The organism is Sneathiella chinensis (genome assembly GCF_012720115.1).
GTDB lineage: Bacteria > Pseudomonadota > Alphaproteobacteria > Sneathiellales > Sneathiellaceae > Sneathiella > Sneathiella chinensis.
The window spans coordinates 46,042-70,173 of record NZ_VNWN01000004.1; the positions used below are offsets into that span (position 1 = coordinate 46,042).

The following is a 24,132-nucleotide window of genomic DNA, read 5'->3' on the forward strand; positions in this document are numbered from 1 at the left end:
AAAGGGTTCCCCTCGGTTTGATCGTCCAAGTATCGAGACTTGATGGCCGCGAGGCTAGGATCCGAGTGTTGCAGGAGGATGACGAACAGGGGACGGTCCTGTCATCCAATCTTAATGAAGTTGCCAAGAAACTGACGCTGGCGCCACCTAGCTTTCCCGAAGCGCACATGAACGGATTTGGATGTTCAGGAGAGACTTTAATGAGCAACGCGTCGACCTCGGGTCTTATTATCCGCCTGGCGGAAAACAGGCAGGAAATTATCAAAGCCCAGAAGCTGAGATACAAGGTGTTTTATGACGGAATGGGGGCGACGCCATCCGCTGAAATCCGGGCCGAGGAACGGGATTTTGACGCATTCGACGATTATTGTGATCATCTGGTTGTGATTGATACGGGGCGATCGACTGTCGGCAATCCCTGTGTGGTCGGAACCTATCGGTTGCTTCGCCGATCAGTCGCGGAACAGAATAGCGGCTATTATTCAGCCAGTGAATTTGATCTGTCGAGATTGGCCGGATATGCAGGGGAGCATGTGGAACTGGGACGGTCCTGTGTGGACCCGGAATATCGCGGCAAGGCTATCATGCAGCTTTTGTGGCGGGGGATTGCCGATTATATCGCGGATTACGATATCTCCCTGATGTTTGGCTGTGCCAGTTTTCCGGGAACGGATCTGACACAGATGGCCGCCGCCCTGACATATCTTCACCAGAACCATGAGGCACCGGGCCGCTGGCGTCCGCAGGCCCAGCCGGACCGCTTTGTGTCCATGAATGTGCTGGCGGATACCCAGATTGACATGCGCTCTGCCATGCGCGAGATGCCGGCCCTGATCAAGGGGTATTTGCGGGTTGGCGGTGTCATCGGGGAAGGCGCAGTCATCGACTACGAATTCAACACCACCGATGTGTGCCTGCTGGTCGAGACAAGCAACATCACGGATCGGTACCAGAAACATTTTCTGGATCAGCACGTCACCGAGGCAAACCGTCTGTCCGCCTGAGCGGATAGCACGGGGGGAAGGCAGGTGCCGGGGATCACGCCCCTGCCATTTCCTTGCGGGTAAAGCCCCGACTGGCTTCGATCAGCCCCTGTGTATAGGGCGTTTCCGCCGTTCCTGATTGCAACTGTTTGTCCTGCAGGACTTCGGTGATCTTACCCTGATGCATGACCAGTATCCGGTCGCACATATGGGAAATGACAGCCAGATCATGAGAGACAAACAGGAAGGTCAGTCCCCGGTCTTTTCGAAGATCGGATAGCAGGTTGAGGATTTCCGCCTGCACCGACACATCCAGTGCCGATGTGGGTTCATCCAGCAACAAAAGGCGGGCGTTCTGGACAAGGGCGCGGGCAATCGCGACCCGTTGTCGCTGGCCCCCCGACAACTGATGGGGATAGCGAAACCGGAATTTCGCCCCCAGTCCTACCTCTTCCAGAACCTGTCTGACCCGATTGTCGATATCCGTGGCCCCCTGAAGGCGGAGCGGCTCGCTCAGGCAACGGTCAACCGTGTGCCGGGGGTGCAGCGACGCATAGGGGTCCTGAAAGACCATCTGAACGGTGGAATAAAAGGATTTGTCGCGGGGTCCTGTCAGGGGAGTTCCGTCCAGATGGATATGCCCGGATATATCTGTCGCCAGATGGGTGATAGCCTTCAGGATGGTGGATTTCCCGGAACCGGATTCCCCGACCAACCCAAGGCTTTCCCCGGCAGCAAGGGTGAAACTGACCGTATCGACGGCCTGAAACCGGTTGTGGGTATCCCCGAACCAGACGGACAGGTCCTGCACGGAAAGCATCGGGGCGGGGGTATCAGATAATGGCATTGACACTTTCCTCCTGTTTCCAGCTTTCATCCCGTGTCAGAACGGAAAGCCGTTCACGGGGATGCCGGATGTCCGGCAGCGACTGAAGAAGGCCGCGGGTATAGGGGTGGGTTGCCTGATCCAGTTGATCGGCGCGGCAGGTTTCCACAATCCGGCCCCCATACATGATCAGAATGCGGTCGCAGAAGGAGGAAACAAGGGGCAGGTCGTGACTGATAAAAATCAGCCCCATGCCGCGCTTTTCCACCAACTGGTCCAGCAGTTGCAGAATTTTAAGTTGAACCGTCACATCAAGGGCGGATGTTGGCTCGTCTGCAATCAGGACCTTGGGGTCGGGAATGAGCATCATGGCAATCATGACCCGTTGCCCCATCCCGCCGGACAGTTCACTGGGATAGGCTTTATACACCCGCTCCGGGTCGCGGATTTGCACCTCTTCCAGCATCTCCAGTGCTTTGGCCCGTGCGATTTTCTGGGAGACGCGATTGTGCAGGCGATAGGCTTCGGTAATCTGTTCGCCAACGGTCAGGACCGGGTTTAGGGAATATTTCGGGTCTTGCATGACCATGGAAATTTCCTTGCCCCGGATATGGCGCATTTTCTTCTCCGGCAAGCGGTGAAGGTCCTGCCCCAGAAAGTCAATGCGGGTTGCACTGACGTCGCCGGGGGGACGGACTAGGCCCAGCAGGGCGCGGCCGGTCATGGATTTCCCCGATCCGGATTCCCCGACAATGCCCAGCCGCTCCCGCCCCAGTGAAAAGCTGACACCGCGCACCGCCTCGACCATGTCATAGCGGGTTTTGAAACGGACCCACAGATCCTCAACCGTCAGAAACCGTTTCATGATTGCGCCTTTTTGGGGTCAAGGACATCCCGCAGGCCATCCCCGAGCAGGTTAAAACCGAGACTGACGATAAAAATGGCCAGCCCCGGCATGGTGGCAACCCACCAGTAATCCAGAATATATTTCCGGCCACTGGAAATCATGGCCCCCCATTCCGCCATGGGCGGCTGCGCCCCCAGCCCCAGAAACCCAAGCCCCGCAGCGGTCAGGATGATCCCCGCCATATCCAGTGTCACCCGCACAATCAGCGAGGACACACAAAGCGGCCAGATATGCCCGACAATAATGCGGATCGGTCCGGCCCCTTGCAGGCGTATGGCAGCAATATAGTCCATGTTACGGACGGTCAGCGTTTCGGCCCGCGCCAATCGGGCGTAGGGCGGCCACGATGTCAGGGCAATGGCAAGGACCGCATTCTCGATCCCGGCGCCAAGGGCGGCCACAAAGGCCAGCGCAAGGATCAGCTTTGGAAAGGCAAGAAAGATGTCAGTGATGCGCATCAGGGCCGCATCGGTCCAGCCGCCAAGATAACCGGAGACAGTCCCCACAATCAGTCCCGCCACCGGGGCCGTCAGGGTGACCAGCAGAACAATATAGAGGGTTGTTCCGGCCCCGTGAATGATCCGGCTGAGGATATCCCGCCCCAACTCGTCCGAGCCAAGAAGAAAGCCGTCCTGCCCCGGGGCAAGAAGACGCCGGGACAAATCCTGGGCGTAGGGGTCCTGCGGCGCAAGGAAGGGGGCGAACAGGGCGGTGACCACCAGCCCCAGAATAATGATCAGGCCGATCATGGCCAGCTTGTTGGACCGAAGATCCTGCCAGCCGTTATAGACCTGAATGCACCGCGCCTGCAGCCGCGAGGCAGGCTCGTCTGTACGCAGCCAGCGGGTCAGGGAACGGGTCGAAGACTGTGTCACGATTGCCTCGCTCTCGGATCGACGATCTTGTATAGAAAATCGGACAGAAGATTGAGCCCGACAAACAATATGCCCACCACAACCGTTCCCCCCAGCACCGCGTTCATGTCCGCCGACAGCAGCGATGTGGTGATATATTGGCCAAGTCCGGGCCACGCGAAGATGGTTTCTGTCAGGACAGATCCTTCCAGAAGGGTGGCATAGGACAGCGCAATGACGGTGATCAGCGGAATGAGCACGTTGCGAAAGGCATGGCGCCATAGAACCGCCTGCTCCGACATGCCCTTGACCCGGGCCGTGATGACATATTCCGACGCCAGTTCTTCCAGCATGAAGCTGCGGGTCATGCGGCTGATATAGGCCAGCGAATAATATCCCAGAATAAGGGAGGGCAGGATGATGTGACTGACCGCATTCCAAAAAATGGTCATGTCCCCGGCGATCAGGCTATCAATCAGGATCATGCCCGTGATGGTGGGGATCATGTCCTCATAAAAGATGTCCAGACGTCCGGGGCCGCCAACCCATCCCAGCATCCCATAGAAAATCAGCAGCCCGATCAGGCCGATCCAGAAAACCGGCATTGAATAGCCGAACAGGCCAAAGACCCTGACAAACTGATCGAACCAGCTTCCCTGTGAGGCGGCGGCATAAACCCCCATGGGAACGCCGACCAGCACGCCGATCAGCGTGGCAACCGTCGCCAGTTCCAGTGTGGCGGGGAAGACGCGGGCGATATCGTCGATGACGGGGTTTGACGTCAGAAGGGATTTGCCGAAATCCCCCTGAAAAACCTGTGTGATATAGACAAAGAACTGGTGATAGAGGGGCTTGTCGAGACCCATGCTGAGCCGGGCCGCCTCATAGACTTCGTTGGAGGCACGCTTGCCTACCACCGCCAGTACCGGGTCAATGGGCATGACCCGCCCGATCAGGAACGTGACCAGAAGCAGACCCAACAGGGTCAGGGAAACGGTAAAGAACAGGCTGGCGATTTTCTTCAGATACAGGGACAGCCGACCGGTGGATACGGCCGGCTGCCCTGATGTGACATCGGTACTTTCTGTCATCAGATTACTTTGTGACGGTCCAGTAATGAACGTCGCTGACGGCAGAACCGGTAATGAAGTCGTTGACGTTGGTGCGCCGCCCGGTCTGTTCGATCTTTTGGAACATGATCACGAACGGGGACGTAGCCTGATGGTCCTTCTGAATCTGGACATACATGCCCGCCCGCTTTGCCGTATCCAGTTCAACCACGGCGGCGTCGGTCATCTTTGTCATTTCCGGAATGTCCCAGCCGTTTCTCCAGGTCAGTTTCCCGGTCAGTTTTGCCTCATCCCGGTTGTCCGGATTGTGAGAGAACGTATCGGCATTGGTTTGAGGATCGGGATAGTCGGGGCCCCAGGCGCCGAGATAAATATCGAAGTCCCGGTCACGATACCGGCCGAGGATCTGTTTTCCCGTCCCAACGGACAGGGTCAGCTTGATGCCAGCCTGTGCAAAGGTGTTCTGCAGCGACTGGGCAATGTCCAGACGTTCCTGCGCGTTGCGCACGATCATTTCAACTTCGAACCCGTCGGCATGTCCGGCTTCCGCCAGCAACGCCTTGGCTTTTTCCACATTCAGGCTGAAGGGTTGGTCTTTCAACTCACCCAGATAGGTGAGGGGAAGAAACGCCTGATGGACGGTATACTGCCCTTTGAGGAAACTGTCGGCCATGCCCTTGTAATCGGCCAGATACTTGAAGGCCTGACGGACTTTTGGCTTGGCAAGAACGGGGTTTTTCTGGTTGAGCGAGAAATACATGATCCGGCCGCGCAGGTCGTTGTCGATGGCAACTCCGCTGGCACTTTCAACAGATTTCACATCTTCGGCGCTCAGGTTTCGGGCGACATCAATGTCCCCTTTTTCCAGCATCAGGCGTTGGGTGGCGGATTCCGCCACATGCCGCACCACAACCCGTTTCATCTTGGCGTCCCCGCGCCAGTAGCCGGGCACCGCTTCCAGAATATAGGAATCGCCGGGCTTCCACTTGACCAGCTTGTAGGCGCCGGAGCCGGCGGAATTGGTCCGCAGCCATTCATGGCCAAGATCACCATCCTTTTCATTCTCCATCACCAGCTTCTTGTCGACAATGGCGGCAATACCCGCTGTCAGGCAGTTCAGCACAAAGGACGGCGCGTATTTCTTGTCTGTCTTGATCACCAGTGTCTTGTCATCAACGGCCTTGATGGTTTCATTGATATTGTCCGCCGTAAAACCGAACTGGGTCAGGATAAACGACGGGGTCTTGGCAAGGAGGACAGCACGGCGGAGGGAAAATTCCGCGTCATATGCTGTGACCGGGTTGCCTGAATGAAAGGAAATGCCGGACTTCATGGTGAAGGTATAGGTCATGCCATCGTCCCCCAGTGTCCAGCTTTCCGCCAGACCGGGAACAACCCCTTTTGACAGGTCGTGCGGATCGAAGGAGACCAACCGGTCATAGACATTCTGGGACAGGTCCATTCCGGCAAACTCGAAAATTTCAGCCGGGTCCAACTGGACCATGTCATCAATACGATTGGCAATCACCAGCATGTCGTCTGGCGTTGCCGCGACGGATTGCGTGGTTGGTGTCACCGCAACGGCCAGCGAGGCGGCCAAAAATCCTGCCCCTGCTATCAGCTTTCTGATTTTCATGTAAATGTCTCCCCCATTTATTGAATTTTGATACGCCCGGTCTGTGCGGATGTATATTCGATAAACATTGACCATTTGGTCAGGAATTTGCAAGAGCCTTTCTGCGGCCCTACAAATCGCCGATGCCGGGGGAGAGGTTGCGGCTGCCCGGCTTGCCGGATACCAGGCGGGACGGCGGCGGTGCTGCCCGGTGGGTGCAGTTTTCCCGGTCACACAGGCCACAGGAAATCCCGACCGGCATGACCGTTCGCGGGGCGGTGAGGGTGATCCCGTCGGCGTATACCATTCGGTGGGCATGGGCAATGTCACATCCCAGACTGAGCGCATAGTGGCGTTTTGGATGGGCAAAGCCGAGGCTGGGTTTGGTCACCGTCCGGGCAATGGCAAAGAAGCGGTGCCCATCGGGCATTTCTGAAATTTGCGTCTGGATCTGGCCCGGTGTCAGCAGCGCCGCATGCACCACCCAGCGGGGGCAGGCATTGCCGTATCGGGGAATGCGCAGACCCGATGCGCTGAACCGTTTCGAGATGTTGCCGGCCACATCCGTGCGGATCAGGTGAAAGGGAATGGCGCTGTTGCCCGGCTTTTGAAGGGTGGTCAGCCGGTGACAGATCTGTTCGTAGCTGGCGCCGAACTGTTGCTGCAGAACCTCGATATCGTAGCGGAGTTCCTCTGCGGCTTTCAGGAACAGGTCATAGGGGAGCAGGCAGGCACCCGCGAAATAGTTGGCCAGCGCCGCCGCGCCTTTTTCCCGGGCCGGGCCGCTGGCAAGGTCGGAATTATCAAGGATCGTATTGAACAGGTCGCCATGGGCCAACTGCCCGATCAGCAGGGCAAGATGAAATCTGACGCTGGAAGGGGGCAGGGCCCGGGGCAGGATCAGGTGACGGCTGCGATCATCGAACAGGGAAATTTCCGTGGCGTGTCGGTCGCGGGTGGCATAGTCGATGGTGACATTGAACACGGTTTCCAGATGCCGGGTCAGGTCTGGAATTTCCGGCGGGGCGTTGGGTTGAAGGGTGCGCAGCAGGTCTGTTGCCGCGTCCTCCAGTTCCCCGAAATAGTTGTTGCTGGACTGAATGAAGTCGGTGGCTGCCTCCGCGGGGGAGGGGGTGAAACCCTGTTCCTGAACAAGATCACCGCCAAACACACCCAGCATCTCATTGACCGTATCGGTCAGGGAACGACTGTCTGCAAGGACGATATCCAGAAATTCCTGTCGTTGTTCAGGCTTCAGGTCTTCATTGTCGTGCATGATCTCGGTCAGCGAGAGGATGGAGGTGACAAGGGTGCGCAGCCGAAACGAGGAATCCGCCAGCAGACTGTCCTGCGTCAGCCGCTCGGTCATGAATTGCAGGTCCTTCACGGCCCCCTTGTAGGCTTTGTAAAGTGTGACCAGATGGCGCCCGGCGTCGGGAAAGTCGCTGGCAAGGGTGGTGATGGCGTCTTCTTCTATCGGATTGTGGGTGAAGAGAGGGTCTTGTAGCGCTTCGCGGATTTCTGCGATTAACTGGTTGTCTTTTTGCGGGGCGAACAGGTGAGGGTCGACCTTCAGGATATTGCTGAGCCGGAGCAGCAGCGGCACCGTCAGTGAGCGCCGCCCGTGCTCGATCAGGTTCAGGTAGCTGGAGGAAATGCCCAGTTGATCGGCAAGCTCGGTCTGGCTGATCCCTTTTTCCTTGCGAAGAAGCCGGATCTTGCCACCCGCAAGTGATGTTTTAGACATGTCTTGTTTTTACATCAATTTACAAATTTACAAAACTTAATTTTCAAAATTATCATAAAAATACGCCTGAAAACTGCGTATATGTTGGTTTTGTCATGGATGTGTGAAATTTTTACACCTCCCGAAAAGGTTGTGCATGGTGCCGTCGCCATCGGGCAGGCAGGCATGGGCTCCGGGGAATGATGGGAGGAAAACACATGACGAAAGACGGTAAGTTTGATTTTTCACGGCGCAGCCTCTTGCGGGCCGGCGCGGCCACGGGGCTGGTTGCGGCAACACCAACCTTTTTCATGCGCAATGCCTTTGGGGCCGAGTTCCGGAACAATCCAGGCAATGCGTCCGAGGTAAAGCTGGGCTTTAACGTGCCGCAGACAGGCCCCTATTCGGAAGAAGGCAAGGACGAATTGCGCGCCTTCAAGCTGGCGGTCAAGCATCTGAACGGTGAAGGCGACGGGGGGATGCTGAATACCTTTACGCCGTCCTCCCTCAAGGGCAATGGTATTCTGGGGAAAAAGGTGAGTTACGCCACCGGTGATACCCAGACCAAGTCTGACGCGGCCCGGGCCTCTGCCAAGCGGATGATCGAAAAGGAACAGGTTCTGATGATCTCCGGCGGGTCCTCCTCCGGTGTTGCGATCGCGGTTCAGTCCCTCTGTCAGGAAGAAGGGGTCATCTTCATGGCCGGCCTGACCCATTCCAACGATACAACCGGTAAGGACAAGCGCCGTTACGGGTTCCGGCATTTCTTCAATGCCTATATGTCCGGCCGTGCCCTTGGCCCCGTGCTGGAAAAGGAATATGGCAAGGAACGCCGGGCCTATCACCTGACAGCCGACTATACGTGGGGCTGGACACAGGAAGAGTCCATGAAGGATACCACCGAACAGTTGGGTTGGCAGACCGTTGCAACGGTCAAAACACCGGTCGGTGCCGGCGACTTTTCGCAATATATCACCCCGGTTCTCAACTCCGGCGCCGATGTGCTGATCCTGAACCACTACGGCAAGGACATGATCAATTCGCTGACACAGGCGGTTCAGTTCGGCCTTCGTGACCGACAGGCAAATGGCAAGAATTTCGAGATTGTCGTGCCGCTCTTCTCGCGTCTCATGGCGCAGGGTGCAGGCGATGCGATCAAGGGAATTCTGGGATCGACCAACTGGAACTGGTCCCTGCAGGATGAAGGATCGCAAGCCTTCGTGAAATCGTTCGGTGCCGAATATGGTGCGCCGCCGTCCATGGCTGCCCACACCTGTTATGTCCAGACCTTGCTCTATGCCAATGCCTGTGAAATGGCGGGCACCTTCTATCCGCCGGAAGTGATCAAGGCGCTGGAAGGGTTCAAGTTCGACGGCATGGGCAATGGCCCGACCGAATATCGCGCCGAGGATCACCAGTGCTTCAAGGATGTACTGGTCGTGCGCGGGAACCAGAATCCCACCAGCCAGTTTGACCTTCTGCAGGTGGTCGAGCAAACCCCTCGCTCCCAGGTGGAGTATGACTGGAAGATCTTCGGGGGCGAACTCGGCCCGTACAAGGTCTGACAGTGACTTGAAGGCGGGCCGTCGAATTGTAGGGGATTCCGGCCCGCCCTTTTTCAGGACAATTCCTGCCCTGACAGGGCGTTGACCCACCAAGGGCCCCCATAAAGGTAAGTGTTGATGGACGCCATTTTTCTACAAATACTGAACGGTCTCGACAAGGGAGCCGCCTATGCGCTGATTGCGCTGGGCCTGACTCTTGTTTTTGGAACGCTTGGCATTGTGAACTTTGCTCACGGGGCCCTGTTCATGCTGGGGGCGTTTTGCGCCGTTTCCCTGAACAAGCTGATGACCCTCTCCACCAAGGTTGAGGATACCAGCGTTACCCTGTTCAAGGCCTACAAGGAACAGCCCTATCTTGAAATCTGGTTTCCCGACATGGGGCACACCCTGATCGAGTATTCTGTTCCCCTGTCCATTCTATTGGCCATACCGGTGATGATCCTTGTGGGGATCGCCATGGAACGGGGGCTGATCAAGCATTTCTACAAGCGCGCCCATGCAGACCAGATTCTGGTTACGTTCGGCCTTGCCATTGTTATTCAGGAAGTGATCAAGGCCTATTTCGGGGCCAACCCGATCCCGCAGACCGCCCCGGAAATTCTGTCCGGCAGTGCGGATATCGGAAGCTGGCTCGGGCTGGGGCAGAACGTTGTCTATCCGTGGTGGCGCATTGTCTATCTGCTGTTTTCCGGGGTGGTTATCTTTGGCGTGTTCGCCTTCCTGCAATTCACCACCTACGGGATGGTGGTGCGGGCCGGCATGCGGGACCGGGAAACCGTTGGCCTTCTCGGCATCAATATCGAGCGGCGCTTTACGCTGGTCTTTGCGCTGGCAACCATTGTCGCAGGGCTGGCCGGTGTCATGTACACGCCTGTCCTGCCGCCGGACTATCACATGGGGATGGATTTTCTGGTGTTGTCCTTTGTGGTCGTGGTTGTGGGCGGCATGGGCTCCCTCGGGGGCGCTGTTCTTGCCGGGTTCCTGCTCGGTATCATTCAATCCTTTGCCTCAATGACCGAGGTAAAGGCGGTTCTGCCGGGTATCGACCAGATCGTCATTTATCTGGTTGCGGTTGTTATTCTGCTGGTTCTGCCCCGCGGACTTATGGGGCGCGCTGGCGTGATGGATGATTAAGATGAAAAACGGTACGATGAACGATCTCACCCGGTTTGCAATTTTCGCAGGCGTGGTTCTGGCCATGCCCCTGTGGCTTGAGCCGCTGGGCGCCAACTATCCCGACCTGCTTCAGAAATTCGCCATTTACGGCATCTTTGCCATCGGCTTCAACATCCTGTTTGGTCTGACCGGTTATCTGTCCTTCGGGCATGCGGCCTTTCTGGGGATCGGCTCCTATGCGGCGGTCTGGTCTTTCAAGCTGTTCACCATGAACGCGATCCCGGCGGTTATTTTCGGGGTGCTGTTCGCGGGGCTGCTGGCCTATGTTATCGGGTTCCTCAGCCTCCGGCGGACGGGGATTTACTTTTCCATCCTGACGCTGGCCTTCGCGCAGATGTCCTATAATCTGGCCTATTCAGTTTTGACGCCGATCACCAACGGGGAAACGGGCCTGCAACTGTCGCAGCAGGACCCCCGCATTATCGACAGCCTGTTTGTCGAGGCCGGGGCGGGCCTGCCGTCCACCAACCTGTTCGGCATGAAAATGAGCGGATATCCGGGCTTCTACTTTTGCGCCGTCATGCTGATTATCTGCTTCTTCATTTCCATGCGCATTTTCCGCTCGCCGTTTGGCTTGATGCTGAAGGGGATCAAGTCCAACCAGAACCGCATGAACTATACGGGGCTGAATACCCGTCCCTATGCCCTGACGGCCTTTGTGATTTCGGGGATGTATGCGGGGCTCGCCGGATCGCTGCTGGCGGTAACAGACCCACTGGCCGGGGCAGAACGGATGCAGTGGACCGCATCGGGTGAAGTGGTGCTGATGACCATTCTTGGCGGTGTAGGCACCCTTGTCGGACCCATGATCGGGGCCGGACTGATCAAGTATTTCGAGAATATCTTCTCGGCGTTCAACAACAATGTGCTGGCCGACATCTTTTCATTCCTGCCAGACAGCGTCAGCGAGGTTGTCGTGTCTGTCCTTGGTCTGTTCGTGGGTAGCGGCTGGCATCTGACGCTGGGTCTGTTGTTCATGGTTGTCGTGATTTTCCTTCCCGGAGGGATCATGGAAGGGATCGACAGGGTGATTTCAAAATTCAGGTCATCCCGTCAACCGGTGGCGGATAACAAAACGGTTTCTTCACAAAACCAGCCGGGTGAATAGGGAGTAGATCATGGAAAAACTGGTTCTTCACCTGGACAATATCCAGAAGAATTTCGGTGGCCTCAGTGCCCTCAAGGATGTGAACCTGCAAGTGGAGGAGGGGACAACCCACGCCATTATCGGCCCGAACGGGGCCGGAAAGTCCACCCTTCTGAATGTGTGTGTCGGGCGGTTGAAGCCGGACATGGGCAAGGTGACTTTCGATGGGCATGAACTGACAGGCCGCAAACCTCACGAGATTGCCCAGATTGGCGTGGCGCGGGTTTTCCAGACCCCGGAGATTTTCCCGGAACTGAGCCTGCTGGAAAATGTCATGATCCCGGCCTTCTCGAAACGGGATGGGGCGTTCCGCCTTAACGGATACCAACAGCTTTCCGCGCAGGGAGAACTGCGGGCCGAGGCAGAGCATATCCTGGAGGATGTGGGCCTGCAGGAGTTGATGCACCATATTGCGGGCAGTCTGTCCCGCGGCGACAAACGGCGGCTTGAACTGGCCATGTGCCTGATCCTGCGGCCACGCCTGTTGTTGCTGGACGAGCCAACGGCCGGAATGTCCCGTCACGATACCAACCGGACGATCGACTTGCTGAAGCAAATCAAGAGCCGCGGCATGACGAAAATCATCATCGAGCATGACATGCATGTGGTGTTCAGTCTGGCGGACCGGGTCAGTGTTCTGGCACGCGGGCAGATCATCGCCGGGGGAACACCGGAAGAGGTCCGCGAAGATCCGAAGGTAAAAGAGGCGTATCTGGGAGGGGCTCACTGATGTCAGGTGGAACACCATTTTTCAGCGTTCGGGATATCCATGCCTATTATGGGGAATCCTATATCGTGCAAGGGGTTTCCTTCGATGTGGAGGAAGGGGAGATCATTGCGCTTCTCGGCCGGAACGGGGCGGGTAAGACCTCGACGCTCCGAACCCTTGCCCGTGTCGATAACCCGCATCTTGCCAGCGGCGAGATTTATCTGGATGGTCAGGCCGTCCACAGCATGAAATCCTTTCAGGCGGCGCAGGCGGGCATTCAACTGGTGCCCGAGGATCGCCGGATCATCGGAGGACTAACCGTCGAGGAGAACCTGATCCTGTCACAGGTGGCCGAGCCACGGGGCTGGGCGATCGAGCGGATTTACGATCATTTTCCGCGGCTGGGGGAGCGGCGCCATCAGGATGCGGTCACCATGTCCGGCGGGGAACAACAGATGCTGGCCGTGGCACGGGCTTTGGCGCGGGATGTGAAAATCCTGTTTCTGGATGAACCTTATGAAGGGTTGGCGCCGGTTATCGTGCACGAAATCGAAAACATCCTGAAAGAAGTCAAGAAGATGGGCATTACCACCATCATTGTTGAACAGAACGCGGTTGCGGCCCTTCAGCTTGCCGACAAGGCGCTTATTCTGGATATGGGGCAGATCGCGTTTCGCGGGACAGCCCAACAGGTTCTGGATGATGTGGAACTGCGGCACGAATATCTGGCAATTTAGCCGGAAATCTGGAATTTTATAAAGAGTGTTTGGCGCCCCCCAAGGGGGCGGCATGTTTCTCAGCAAGCGTTTGACAAACACTTTTGAATTGTTTGAAATACCGAAAAATACAAAACAAATTTTTTGTCTGCATGTGTGCTGCAGACAAGTTTAGGGATTAAAGGAAATGTCCATACACGAATTGTATCCGGTTTCCAGCGAATTGGCGTCTTCAGCCTGGGCGGATAAAGCAAGTTATGAGGCCATGTACAAGGCCTCTATCGAGAACCCCGAAGCTTTTTGGGGGGAACATGGCAAGCGGATTGACTGGATCAAGCCGTACACGCTGGTCAAGGATGTCTCATACGACAAGGAAGACCTGCATATTCGCTGGTTCTATGACGGGACGCTGAATGTCAGCGCCAACTGCATTGACCGGCATCTGGAAACAAAGGGCGACCGGACCGCGATTATCTGGGAAGGGGATGAACCCACCGATGACAAGACCCTGACTTACCGCGAGTTGCACCGGGAAGTGTGCAAGCTGTCCAACGTGCTGAAAGCTCGCGGGATCAAGAAGGGCGACCGCGTCACCATTTATATGCCGATGATCGTCGAGGCGGCCATTGCCATGCTGGCCTGTACCCGGATCGGGGCCGTTCATTCGGTTGTGTTTGGTGGCTTTTCCCCGGATGCGCTGGCAGGCCGGATTCAGGATTGCGATTCCAATTGTGTGATCACGGCTGATGAAGGGGTGCGCGGCGGCAAGATCGTTCCCTTGAAGGTGAACACGGACAAGGCGCTGGAAAACTGCCCGAAATGTACCCTCTGTGTGGTTGTGAAGCGGACCGGCAATGACATTAACTGGGTTGAAGGCCGGGATGTCTGGTATCACGAGGAAATGGAAACCGCCTCTGAGGATTGCCCACCGGAAGAGATGAGTGCAGAGGACCCTTTGTTTATTCTGTACACCTCCGGCTCCACCGGGACACCGAAAGGGGTTCTGCACACCACCGGCGGCTATCTGGTCTATGCGGCCATGACGCACCGGTATGTGTTCGATTACCATGACGGCGATATCTACTGGTGCACCGCCGATGTGGGCTGGGTGACCGGCCACAGCTATATCCTCTATGGGCCGCTTGCCAACGGCGCGACCACCCTGATGTTTGAAGGGGTTCCAAATTACCCCACCATGTCCCGTTTCTGGGAAGTGTGCGACAAGCATCAGGTCAATATCTTCTATACGGCGCCGACGGCGATCCGCGCCCTCATGCAGGCCGGGGACGAACCGGTCAAGAAAACCTCTCGTTCGTCCATCCGTCTTTTGGGATCTGTTGGGGAACCGATCAACCCGGAAGCCTGGCGTTGGTACTATGAAACGGTTGGGGACAGCCGCTGTCCCATTGTGGATACCTGGTGGCAAACCGAAACCGGCGGTATTCTGATTACCCCGCTGCCGGGGGCAACCGACCTGAAACCCGGATCGGCAACGCGGCCTTTCTTCGGGATTGATCCGGTTATTGTCGATAACGAGGGCAATGAACTGGACGGCGAGGCAGAAGGTGTCTTGTGTATCCGCGATAGCTGGCCGGGCCAGATGCGAACCGTTTATGGCGATCACAAGCGGTTTGTGGATACCTATTTCGCCAACTATCCCGGTAAATATTTCACCGGCGACGGTGCCCACCGGGACAAGGACGGGTATTACTGGATTACCGGTCGGGTGGATGACGTGATCAATGTTTCTGGTCACCGCATGGGAACCGCCGAGGTGGAAAGCGCACTGGTCGCCCATCCCAAAGTGACCGAGGCCGCCGTAGTCGGATATCCCCACGACATCAAGGGGCAGGGTATTTATGCCTATGTCACACTGATGGCCGGGAATGAGCCGTCCGAGGAATTGCGGAAGGATCTTGTGAACTGGGTGCGCAAGGAAATCGGACCGATTGCCGCACCGGATCTGATCCAGTGGGCGCCGGGATTGCCCAAGACGCGCTCTGGTAAGATCATGCGCCGTATCCTGCGCAAGGTGGCAGAGGATGATTTCGGAAGCCTTGGGGATACCTCCACATTGGCAGACCCGGCTGTGGTTGACGATCTGATCGAAAACCGGATGAACCGTTAGGTTCTGGCTCTGCCGGAAAAAGCGGTGTGAATATGCGGGCTTCCGATGATTTCGGAAGCCCGTTTTTTATTCTCCATGCACGGCTTTGACACTGTTCCGGGACGCGGTATAGTGATAAATAATAAAGAAAAATCGAATTAATGGGATGGTCATTCATCCCCTTGGCTGAACTGACGGCTGTACCGTGCCATGGGAGGGGTTATCGACAGTATGTCTCATACTGTGCTTGTTGTAGAGGACGAGCCGAATATTGTGCTGTCCTTGCAGTTTATCATGCGGCAGGCGGGGTTCACTGTCCGGGTGGTTTCTGACGGTGATCAGGCCCTGCGGGCAATCGAGGATTACGTCCCCGACCTTGTCCTGTTGGATATCATGTTGCCCAAACGGGACGGGTTCGCCGTGTGTGAGGCCATTCGTGCCAACCCGGCCTGTCACAAGGTCAAGATCATCATGCTTTCGGCGAAAAGCCGGGATGCGGACCGGAACAAGGCTTTGGAACTGGGCGCCGACGAATTTGTGACAAAACCGTTTTCAACCCGGAACCTTGGTGAGTTGGTGAACAGGATGTTTCTAACAGGGGCCCCGGCCTCCCCGCCCCCTAGAACCTGAATGCAGCCGGAACAGGGACGGACAGGCGGATGAAGCGAAGCGGCAGAAAGAAGGAATGGTCGATCCTGTTGTTCAGTTTCTTTCTGCTGGGCATTGTGCCGCCGGTCATCATCGTTTTTGACAAACAATCCCTGTTTCTCGGCTTCCCCCTCAGTTTTCTGTTCCTGTATGGCCTGTGGGCTGTGGTGATCCTGTTCATGGCGATCGGTGCCCGCAAGCGCCTGCCCGGCCCGGATCAACCGGACAGGGCCAACCTGCCCCTTTTCGGGCGGGGGGAGAGGCCTGCCGGCAGGCCCGAGGATGCCACCGATGTCTAGCGGTCTGGTCCTTGCGGTATCCGCCCTCTATCTGGGGCTTCTATTTGCCATTGCCCAGTATGTGGACACCCACGAGCGGGCCAAGCGGATATTTCACCGAAACCCCTATGTTTTTACCCTGTCCATGGCTGTTTTCTGCACATCCTGGACCTTTTATGGCAGTGTCGGGCGAGCGGCTACCACGGGGTTGAGCTTTCTGCCCATCTATCTGGGGCCGACACTGGTGTTTGTGTTGTGGTCCACGCTCTGGATCAAGATCATCCGGATTTGCAAGCAGCAGCGCATTACCTCGATTGCCGACTTTATTGCCTCCCGCTACGGCAAAAGATCAACGCTGGGAGGGTTGGTCACCATCATCGCGGTTGTCGGCACCATGCCCTATATCTCGCTGCAACTGAAATCCATCGGCAACAGTTTTCGTATTCTGGTGACATCCTCCGCTGGCAGTATGCCCGCGCAACCGGTCGATCCTCTCTTTTTTGTGGATACGACGCTGGTGGTGGCCATTGCCCTGTCCCTGTTTGCCATCCTGTTCGGGACCCGCCATCTGGATGCCAGCGAGCATCATGAAGGGCTGGTGGTGGCGATTGCGTTTGAATCCGTTGTCAAACTGATTGCGTTTCTGGCGGTGGGGCTGTTTGTGACCTATGGCATTTTCCATGGCTTTACCGATATTTTCCAGCGGGCCTCGGTCGATCCGGCCTTGTCGCGCCTTTTTACCGTCAGTCAGGGAAGCGGGTACAGCCAGTGGATGACCATGACCCTGCTATCCATGGCGGCGATTATCTGCCTGCCGCGGCAGTTCTATATTACCGCTGTTGAAAACCCGGATGAGGAATATATCCGTAAGGCGACCTGGCTGTTTCCGCTCTATCTGCTGGTGATCAACCTGTTTGTCCTGCCCATTGCCATCGGCGGGCGGCTTGCGTTTGCGGGGACGCCGGTGGATGCGGACATGTTCGTTCTGACGGTGCCGTTGTATTACGACTATCCGGTTCTGGCGCTGTTCGCCTTTGTAGGGGGATTGTCGGCGGCCACCTCCATGGTGATCGTTGCCTCCATCGCGCTGGCGACAATGGTCTGTAATGATTTGGTGATGCCGCTTTTGCTGCGGTGGCGGTGGGCCAATATCAACAAGACGGCAGACCTGACAGGGCTGCTGCTGGCTATCCGCCGGATCAGTATCGTGGTGATCCTCATTCTGGGATACGGCTATTACCGATTTGCCAGCGAGAGCTACTCTCTGGTGACCATCGGACTGGTGTCCTTTGCCGCCGCCGCCCAGTTTGCCCCGTCCATCATTGGCGGTATTTTCTGGAAAAACGCCACCTATTCGGGGGCGTTGACGGGGCTTATGCTGGGTTTCCTGATGTGGCTCTATACCCTGTTGCTGCCTTCTTTCGCGCAGTCCGGCTGGTTGCCTGTCAGCTTTATTGAGCATGGCGCCTTTGGCATCTGGTGGCTGAAGCCCTACGCCCTGTTCGGGCTGGAGGGGTTCGACCGTCTGACACACGCCCTGTTCTGGAGCATGCTGGTCAATATCGGGGCCTTTTGGTTGATGTCGATCCTGACCCAACAGACCGCCATTGAACGCATTCAGGCGGTCCAGTTCGTGGATGTGTTTCGGGGGGCGGATGACGCCGCCGACAGCAGCTACTGGCGGGGGACGGCGACCATTGGGGATCTGCAACAACTGGTTGGCCGCTTTGTCGGGGTCCAGCGGGTCGCCGAGGCGTTTGATGCGTTCGCTGCGGCGCGGAACATCAGCCTGAAAAAGAACCAGCAGGTGGATGCGTCACTGCTTGATTTTGCCGAAAGACTGCTGGCAGGCTCCATCGGTTCGGCCACGGCGCGGGTCATGATCGGGTCGATCGTGAAAGGCGAGATTGTCAGTCTGGACGAGGTCTACCGCATTCTGGACGAGACCAGTCAGGTGATCGAATATAGCCACAAGCTGGAACAGAAATCGGCCGAACTGGAGGAAGCCACCGCCCAGCTTCGCACTGCGAATGAGCGGTTGAAGGAACTGGACAGCCTGAAGGATGACTTCCTGTCCATGGTCAGTCATGAACTTCGAACCCCGCTGACCAGCCTTCGGGCTTTTGCGGAAATCCTTCAGGACAATCCCACCGTATCCGGTCCCCAGCGGGACCAGTTCCTGTCCATCATTATCAAGGAAAGCGAGCGTTTGACCCGCCTTATTGACCAGCTTCTGGACCTTGCCAAGCTGGAGGCTGGACGCATGGACTGGTCGCTTCGGGATGTGGATGTGGCCACCACCATTGAGGAGGCCGTGGCCGCCCTCAACGCGTTGATCCACGAGAAGGATATTCGGCTGGAAATGGACATGCCGGATGATCTGCCCTTTGTCCGGGCGGACCGGGATCAACTGATACAGGTGATCGTCAACCTGATCTCGAATGCCATCAAATTTTGTGACAGTGAGCGGGGGGTTATCCGCATTCGTGTAACCCGTCAGGCGGAAGCGCTTCTGGTTGGTGTGGAGGATAACGGTTTCGGCATTCCGGCCCCGATGACAGAGGTTATCTTTGAACGGTTCCGGCAAACCCTGTCCCCGGCCGGGGGGAAGCCACAAGGATCGGGGCTTGGCCTTGCCATTTGCAAGCAGATTGTTACCTTTCTCGGTGGGGAGATATGGGCGGAAAATCTGGATCGGGGAGGGGTCGGGTTTTTCTTTACCATTCCAATGGCCAAGTCGTGACAGGGGACGTGGATGAAATGCAGAACCGTTCAAAGCCTGATCAGGGCACTGTGGGTGCTTCTGTTTGGGGCTGTGGGTCTGGCCCTTGCCGGAGAGGGGGCCCCGGCCCACGCCAGACAGGATGTGGATATGGAACTGGTTCTGGCGGTGGACTGTTCCTACAGTGTTGACGCCACGGAGTTTCGGTTGCAGCGGGAGGGGTTGGCTCACGCGCTGCGCCAGCCCGATGTGGCCCGCCTGATCGGGGAGGGGGCTGTTGGCGCCATTGCTGTCAGCGTTATTCAATGGTCAAAGCAGGATGTCCAGATCATGGCGATCCCGTGGGAGCGGTTGTCTACAGCCGGGGAGGTTCGGGCTTTGGCGGACCGTATTGAGGTCATGCCCCGTCTTGCATCGGACGGGGGCACTTCGCTGGCCGGGGCCATCCGATTTTCCCTCGCGGCGTTCCGATCAAGCGGTTTTCAATCTTTCCGAAAGGTCATTGATATCTCCAGTGACGGCCGCGATAACAGTGGTCTCAGCCCGGACGAGGCCCGGGATCTGGCCGTGGCGGCCGGGGTGACCATCAATGGCCTGACCATCCTGAATGAGGTGCCAACCCTGGATCATTATTTCAGGGACCATGTGATCGGCGGACCGGGGGCCTTTGTTGAGGTGGCCTCCAGCTATGATGATTTTGACGATGCCGTGCAGCGAAAACTTATTCGGGAAATCCGGCCGCGCCTGATTTCCGGGACGCCGCCGACTTCCAGCGATCTGGAATAGACCCTTGCCATCGAGGTGACATTTTCTTCCCCTAGATGCTAACCGAGATAAGAATGTTGTTTTAGACCGGATCGCAAGGCGAACGAGGGGAATGAATATTTTCAGGAAAATGTTGGGCGGTGTTGCGCTGATTGTTGTTGGGGGTGTGGTCGTTGTGACCGCGTTGGGCATTTACAGGTTCAATGTGATGGAAAGCGATATTTTCCTGACGCCGACACCGGATCATATGGTGGGTAGCTGGTTGGAGGAAAAACCGGCGCTGGAAGGAACAGCTCTTTATCAGGGGATGGAACTGCGGGCAGATGGCAAAGCGTTTTCCATCAATATGGCAACGCTTCCCTATTCCACCTGGTCGATGGATGGGGATCATCTTGTCCTTGAAGGGCGCAGTATCGGAAACGGGGTCTCCTTCGATTTTTCCATGCGCTATCGGGTGCAGTCCCTTCGCGCCGATAAAAACGCAATGACCCTGGTTGACGATACGGGACGCACAATCCCCTATATCCGGGAGCCGGAAAGCCAGTCGGCAGGGAATAGTCGATTTTCTGCCGACTGAAAGTGGGGCCGCCGCCAAATTAGCGCGGCAGCGTCCCGTTGATGATATAGCCAAGCGCCTGAACCACCTGTTCCGGGGTGCGTGCCATGGCGGAGGCTGCGGCGTCCACCTCTTTCAGGGCATGGTCATGTTCTTCCGGGTGCAGGGTGATATACGGCGTACCAAGGGCTGCGCAATAGCCCGCATCAAAGGCCGCGTTCCATTGTTTGTACTTTTCCCCGAAACGGATAATGGCGATATCCGCCTCGCGCAGCAGGGTTCCGGTGCGGACCGCATTCAGCATGGCACCTTTGTGGTCATGCCAGTATTTGTTGTCTTCGGCACCAAAGATGGCAACACCGCAATCGTCACTGTCGGCATGGACGGTCACCGGTGCGGACAGTGAAACGGGCAGTTCTGCCTCTTTGATGCCAGCGGCGATCCGTTCCCGCCAGTCGGAGTGGATTTCACCGGACAGATAGATGTTCCAGATTTTGTTCATGGGGTAACCTTCCTTCGCTTCGGTTAGAGGGGGCGTCGCCGGTCAGACAAGGGCCCGGATTATCATGCTGCACCCGATCAGGAACAACAGGCTGAGGACACCTTTCTTAAAGTGGTCCGGATTGACATAGTTCCTGAGATGGGTTCCAAGCTTGATCCCGAGATAGATGGGGATCATGCCGATCAGGCCATAGACCAGTTCCAGAGAGCCGAGGGCGGCCGTCCGCTGGAGGCTGATGGCCAGAACCACACTGCCGGAGAAAAGCAGCACGCTGACGGCCGAGACAAACCGTTCCTTGGTCAGGCCCAGCGTAATCAGGAAAAAGATCGGCATGATGGCAAACAGGGTTGTCATGCCCCCGATGATGCCGGAAACAATACCGATGGCCGGGGCAAAAACCGTTTCATGCCGGGACAGGACCTTCAACTGGATGCCAGCCAATTCCAGCAGCGATACAAAAGTCAGCACACCGCCCACAACGAGTGTCAGAAGATGGGTATCCGCGCTGGTCAGGAAATACACACCTACGGGCAGGGACAGAAGGGTCGGCAGATACAGGTTCCAGTGCCGCTTGATGGATCGCTTGATATCTCCGGCAATAGACATTTGGACCAGATTGCTGAGGATCAGGGGAACCACCAGAACCGATACGGCGGATGGCAGCGGCAGAACCAGTATCATGATGGGCATGGCAATGGTTGGCAGGCCGAATGAGGACACCCCCTTGACGATGGCACCGCACAACAAGGCCGCGCAAATGATGGTCAGGTGATAGAGATTGATGTCATTCAGGAGTTGATCCAGCATACGGGTGCTACTTTACAGAAGGGGCTGACAGGTCAGGCCGGTAGGGGGATGTCGTTAAGATGGGTCGGGATGTGATAGCCTTTTTGCACTGCCGGTCGGTCGGCGATCCGGCAATACCATTGCCTGACATTGGGAAAGTCCGTCAGGTTGATATTCTGCCATTCAAATCGTGAAATCCACGGCCAGATGGCGATATCGGCGATGGAATAGTCATCGGCCACATAGTCCCGGCCTTTCAGCCGGGCATCAAGGACGGAATAAAGGCGCTGTGCCTCGTTGTGGTATCGCTCCTCCGCATAGGGGGCAATGCCTTTGTGGAATTTCAGGAAATGATGGGCCTGCCCCAGCATGGGACCCGCGCCGCTCATTTGCCACATCAGCCATTCGATCACGGGCCATTTCTTCTCTCCCGGTGGCAGAAGCCGCCCGGTCTTTTCCGCCAGATACAGCAATATGGCCCCGCTTTCCATCAGGGAAATGCCGGTTTCCCGGTCGTGAATGGCCGGGATTTTATTGTTGGGACTGATGGCGAGGAAATCAGGCGCAAACTGTTCATTCTTGCCGATATCCACAGGATGTACGGTATAGGGAAGGTTGACCTCTTCCAGCATGATGGACACCTTCCGGCCGTTTGGTGTCCCCCATGTGTACAGGTCAATCATTGTCTTGATTTACCTTCCGCCCGGATTTCCGACAGGCTTTGAACCGGTGTCAGGGCCTCGGGGTCGACAACGACCTCAATCACGGCGGGCTTGCCGCTTGCGCTGGCGCGGGCAAAAGCATCCATGAAATCAGCGGTTTTTGTTACCCGTTCCCCGTGGGCGCCATAGGCCTCGGCCAGTTTGACGAAATCGGGGTTCTGCAATCCTGTGCCGATCACGCGTTCCGGGTAATGACGTTCCTGATGCATACGGATGGTGCCCAGCATGCCGTTATTGACGATCACGAAAATCACATTGGCGCCGAATTGCGCGGCTGTGGCCAGTTCCTGACCCAGCATCATGAAGCAACCATCACCGCTGAAACTGACCACCTGACGGTTCGGGGCGGTCAGCTTCGCGGAAATGGCCGCCGGGACACTGTATCCCATGGCGCCATTGGTCGGGGCAATCTGGGTGCGGAATTTCTTGTGCTGGAAAAACCGGTGCACCCACACGGCATAGTTCCCGGCACCGGCGGTGACAATGGCATCCTCGTCAAGAGTCTGGTTCAGCCATGACACGATTTCAGACATGTTGACGGAACCCGGTACCTCTGTCGGCTGGATCCTTTGCAGATAATCGGCCCGTGCGCTGGCAACCCATTCCCGCTTGGCGTCATTGGCTGTCGGGGCAAGGGCGCGGGCGGCGCGGGCAAATTCCGGCATGGCGCAGTTGATGCCAAGATCAGGACGATAGACGCGGCCGATTTCCTCGGCGCCAGTCAGGACATGGACCAGTTTCTGTTCTGTCTCCGGCACCCCCAGCAGGGTGTAGCCTTGTGTTGTCATTTCCCCAAGGCGCGGCCCAATCGCCAGCAACAGGTCGCTGTTCCGTACGCGCTCGGCCAGTTTCGGATTGACGGCAATGGCCACATCCCCGGCATAATGATCATGCCGGTTGTCGAAGCAATCCTGAGACCGCAGGGACGCACCGACGGCAATGCCGTGATTTTCCGCAAAGGCAACAATGTCATCCACGGCTTCCTGTGACCATGTGGGGCCGCCAACAATCATGAAGGGGCGTTCCGCCTTGGCCAGCAAGCCGTGCAATTCGTCAAGGTCGGGCTGGCTTGGGACCGGGCGGGGGGCCTTGGCGGCGGCTTTCAGGTCCGGGGTGACGGCGGTTCCGCTCAGCATGTCTTCCGGCAGGGCAAGGACAACCGGGCCGGGGCGACCGGACAGGGCAACATGAAAGGCCTGATTGATATATTCGGGGATGCGTTCGGTGCTGTCGATCTGGGCCACCCATTTGGCCATCTGGCCGAACATGTGGCTATAGTCGATTTCCTGAAAGGCCTCGCGGTCCATCATGTCCCGCCCGACCTGACCGATCAGCAGGATCATGGGGGTGCTGTCCTGAAAACCCGTATGCAGCCCGCAGGACGCGTTGGTGGCGCCCGGCCCGCGGGTCACAAGACAGATGCCGGGTTTGCCGGTCAGCTTGCCATAAGCCTCAGCCATGTTCGAGGCACCGCCTTCATGGCGGGTGTTGATGACCTTGATATCCTTTTCGTGTGTGTAAAGTCCATCCAGCAGGGCAAGATGGCTTTCACCGGGAACACAAAACACTGTATCCACATTCTGGATGGCAAGCTGTTCTGCAAGAATATGACCGCCAATGCGGGGTTTGGACGCTGCTGACATGGGTTCCCTCATTGCTTCGAAAGGTTTTGGCCGGTGAACCAAACCGGATTGGGCTTTCGGAAGTGAATAATAATGCTATAAATTGTTATCAGAAACATCCTGTCCGAGG

The 24,132-nt window shown here is 56.9% G+C and carries 22 protein-coding genes; 12 read left to right on the forward strand and 10 right to left on the reverse strand.

The annotated features are described in order from the left end of the window. Positions 1 to 200: 200 nt before the first annotated feature. Positions 201 to 1,004 carry a GNAT family N-acetyltransferase gene (locus FQB27_RS06850; RefSeq protein WP_169560171.1) on the forward strand — a complete coding sequence of 268 codons (804 nt, stop codon included), beginning with the start codon at positions 201 to 203 and terminating at the stop codon, positions 1,002 to 1,004. Positions 1,005 to 1,038: 34 nt separating this feature from the next. On the opposite strand, the gene FQB27_RS06855 is transcribed toward FQB27_RS06850, so the two are convergent. From FQB27_RS06855 to FQB27_RS06880, 6 genes are all read right to left on the reverse strand, one after another. Next, positions 1,039 to 1,830: an ABC transporter ATP-binding protein gene (locus tag FQB27_RS06855; RefSeq protein ID WP_206374418.1), complete on the reverse strand. Its 792-nt coding sequence runs from the start codon at positions 1,828 to 1,830 to the stop codon at positions 1,039 to 1,041. Further along, positions 1,817 to 2,674, reverse strand: a complete 858-nt coding sequence (locus FQB27_RS06860; RefSeq protein ID WP_169560172.1) for an ABC transporter ATP-binding protein — start codon at positions 2,672 to 2,674, stop codon at positions 1,817 to 1,819. The genes FQB27_RS06855 and FQB27_RS06860 overlap by 14 nt, the downstream gene beginning before the upstream one ends. After that, positions 2,671 to 3,591: an ABC transporter permease gene (locus FQB27_RS06865; RefSeq protein ID WP_206374420.1), complete on the reverse strand. Its 921-nt coding sequence runs from the start codon at positions 3,589 to 3,591 to the stop codon at positions 2,671 to 2,673. Before FQB27_RS06865 ends, FQB27_RS06860 begins: the two co-directional genes overlap by 4 nt. Then, positions 3,588 to 4,661 (reverse strand): ABC transporter permease, encoded by a 1,074-nt coding sequence (locus FQB27_RS06870; RefSeq protein WP_169560173.1) that lies wholly within the window; start codon positions 4,659 to 4,661, stop codon positions 3,588 to 3,590. Before FQB27_RS06870 ends, FQB27_RS06865 begins: the two co-directional genes overlap by 4 nt. A gap of 4 nt (positions 4,662 to 4,665) precedes the next feature. Beyond that, positions 4,666 to 6,276, reverse strand: coding sequence for an ABC transporter substrate-binding protein (locus FQB27_RS06875; RefSeq protein WP_169560174.1), 1,611 nt, complete (start codon positions 6,274 to 6,276; stop codon positions 4,666 to 4,668). A gap of 109 nt (positions 6,277 to 6,385) precedes the next feature. Next, on the reverse strand, positions 6,386 to 8,002 hold the full coding sequence (locus FQB27_RS06880) for a helix-turn-helix domain-containing protein (protein WP_169560175.1): 1,617 nt from the start codon (positions 8,000 to 8,002) through the stop codon (positions 6,386 to 6,388). A 197-nt stretch (positions 8,003 to 8,199) separates the two neighbouring features. Here FQB27_RS06880 and FQB27_RS06885 point away from each other — a divergent pair, with 197 nt between their 5' ends. The 11 genes from FQB27_RS06885 (at position 8,200) to FQB27_RS06935 (ending at position 20,391) form a co-directional block, all read left to right on the forward strand. Beyond that, positions 8,200 to 9,546: a substrate-binding protein gene (locus tag FQB27_RS06885; RefSeq protein WP_240953426.1), complete on the forward strand. Its 1,347-nt coding sequence runs from the start codon at positions 8,200 to 8,202 to the stop codon at positions 9,544 to 9,546. A gap of 117 nt (positions 9,547 to 9,663) precedes the next feature. Further along, a complete protein-coding gene (locus FQB27_RS06890; RefSeq protein ID WP_169560176.1) occupies positions 9,664 to 10,680 on the forward strand; it encodes a branched-chain amino acid ABC transporter permease in 1,017 nt (338 codons plus the stop codon). A 1-nt stretch (position 10,681) separates the two neighbouring features. Further along, a complete protein-coding gene (locus tag FQB27_RS06895; RefSeq protein WP_169560177.1) occupies positions 10,682 to 11,830 on the forward strand; it encodes a branched-chain amino acid ABC transporter permease in 1,149 nt (382 codons plus the stop codon). Positions 11,831 to 11,840: 10 nt separating this feature from the next. Then, positions 11,841 to 12,599, forward strand: a complete 759-nt coding sequence (locus FQB27_RS06900) for an ABC transporter ATP-binding protein (RefSeq protein ID WP_169560178.1) — start codon at positions 11,841 to 11,843, stop codon at positions 12,597 to 12,599. Then, positions 12,599 to 13,315, forward strand: a complete 717-nt coding sequence (locus FQB27_RS06905) for an ABC transporter ATP-binding protein (protein ID WP_169560179.1) — start codon at positions 12,599 to 12,601, stop codon at positions 13,313 to 13,315. Before FQB27_RS06900 ends, FQB27_RS06905 begins: the two co-directional genes overlap by 1 nt. Before the next feature lie 166 nt (positions 13,316 to 13,481). Continuing rightward, a complete protein-coding gene (acs, locus tag FQB27_RS06910) occupies positions 13,482 to 15,422 on the forward strand; it encodes an acetate--CoA ligase (protein WP_169560180.1) in 1,941 nt (646 codons plus the stop codon). 210 nt (positions 15,423 to 15,632) lie between these two features. Then, positions 15,633 to 16,031 (forward strand): response regulator transcription factor, encoded by a 399-nt coding sequence (locus tag FQB27_RS06915; protein WP_169560181.1) that lies wholly within the window; start codon positions 15,633 to 15,635, stop codon positions 16,029 to 16,031. A 29-nt stretch (positions 16,032 to 16,060) separates the two neighbouring features. Beyond that, the gene (locus tag FQB27_RS06920) at positions 16,061 to 16,348 is read left to right on the forward strand and encodes a hypothetical protein (protein ID WP_169560182.1); all 288 of its coding nucleotides are present in this window, start codon (positions 16,061 to 16,063) and stop codon (positions 16,346 to 16,348) included. Next, positions 16,341 to 19,070, forward strand: a complete 2,730-nt coding sequence (locus FQB27_RS06925; RefSeq protein WP_169560183.1) for a sensor histidine kinase — start codon at positions 16,341 to 16,343, stop codon at positions 19,068 to 19,070. Before FQB27_RS06920 ends, FQB27_RS06925 begins: the two co-directional genes overlap by 8 nt. A 12-nt stretch (positions 19,071 to 19,082) precedes the next feature. Beyond that, positions 19,083 to 19,835: a DUF1194 domain-containing protein gene (locus FQB27_RS06930; RefSeq protein ID WP_169560184.1), complete on the forward strand. Its 753-nt coding sequence runs from the start codon at positions 19,083 to 19,085 to the stop codon at positions 19,833 to 19,835. A 91-nt stretch (positions 19,836 to 19,926) separates the two neighbouring features. Then, complete coding sequence (locus FQB27_RS06935) at positions 19,927 to 20,391, forward strand: lipocalin-like domain-containing protein (RefSeq protein ID WP_169560185.1); 465 nt, start codon at positions 19,927 to 19,929, stop codon at positions 20,389 to 20,391. 19 nt (positions 20,392 to 20,410) lie between these two features. On the opposite strand, the gene FQB27_RS06940 is transcribed toward FQB27_RS06935, so the two are convergent. Genes FQB27_RS06940 through FQB27_RS06955 form a run of 4 tightly spaced genes read right to left on the reverse strand, consistent with a single transcriptional unit; the run spans position 20,411 to position 24,023 of the window. Beyond that, positions 20,411 to 20,872, reverse strand: a complete 462-nt coding sequence (locus FQB27_RS06940) for a YtoQ family protein (protein ID WP_169560186.1) — start codon at positions 20,870 to 20,872, stop codon at positions 20,411 to 20,413. A 42-nt stretch (positions 20,873 to 20,914) separates the two neighbouring features. Next, complete coding sequence (locus FQB27_RS06945) at positions 20,915 to 21,679, reverse strand: sulfite exporter TauE/SafE family protein (protein ID WP_169560187.1); 765 nt, start codon at positions 21,677 to 21,679, stop codon at positions 20,915 to 20,917. Positions 21,680 to 21,711: 32 nt separating this feature from the next. Continuing rightward, positions 21,712 to 22,341, reverse strand: a complete 630-nt coding sequence (locus FQB27_RS06950) for a glutathione S-transferase family protein (RefSeq protein WP_169560188.1) — start codon at positions 22,339 to 22,341, stop codon at positions 21,712 to 21,714. Beyond that, positions 22,338 to 24,023: a thiamine pyrophosphate-binding protein gene (locus FQB27_RS06955; protein ID WP_169560189.1), complete on the reverse strand. Its 1,686-nt coding sequence runs from the start codon at positions 24,021 to 24,023 to the stop codon at positions 22,338 to 22,340. Before FQB27_RS06955 ends, FQB27_RS06950 begins: the two co-directional genes overlap by 4 nt. Positions 24,024 to 24,132 lie beyond the last annotated feature (109 nt).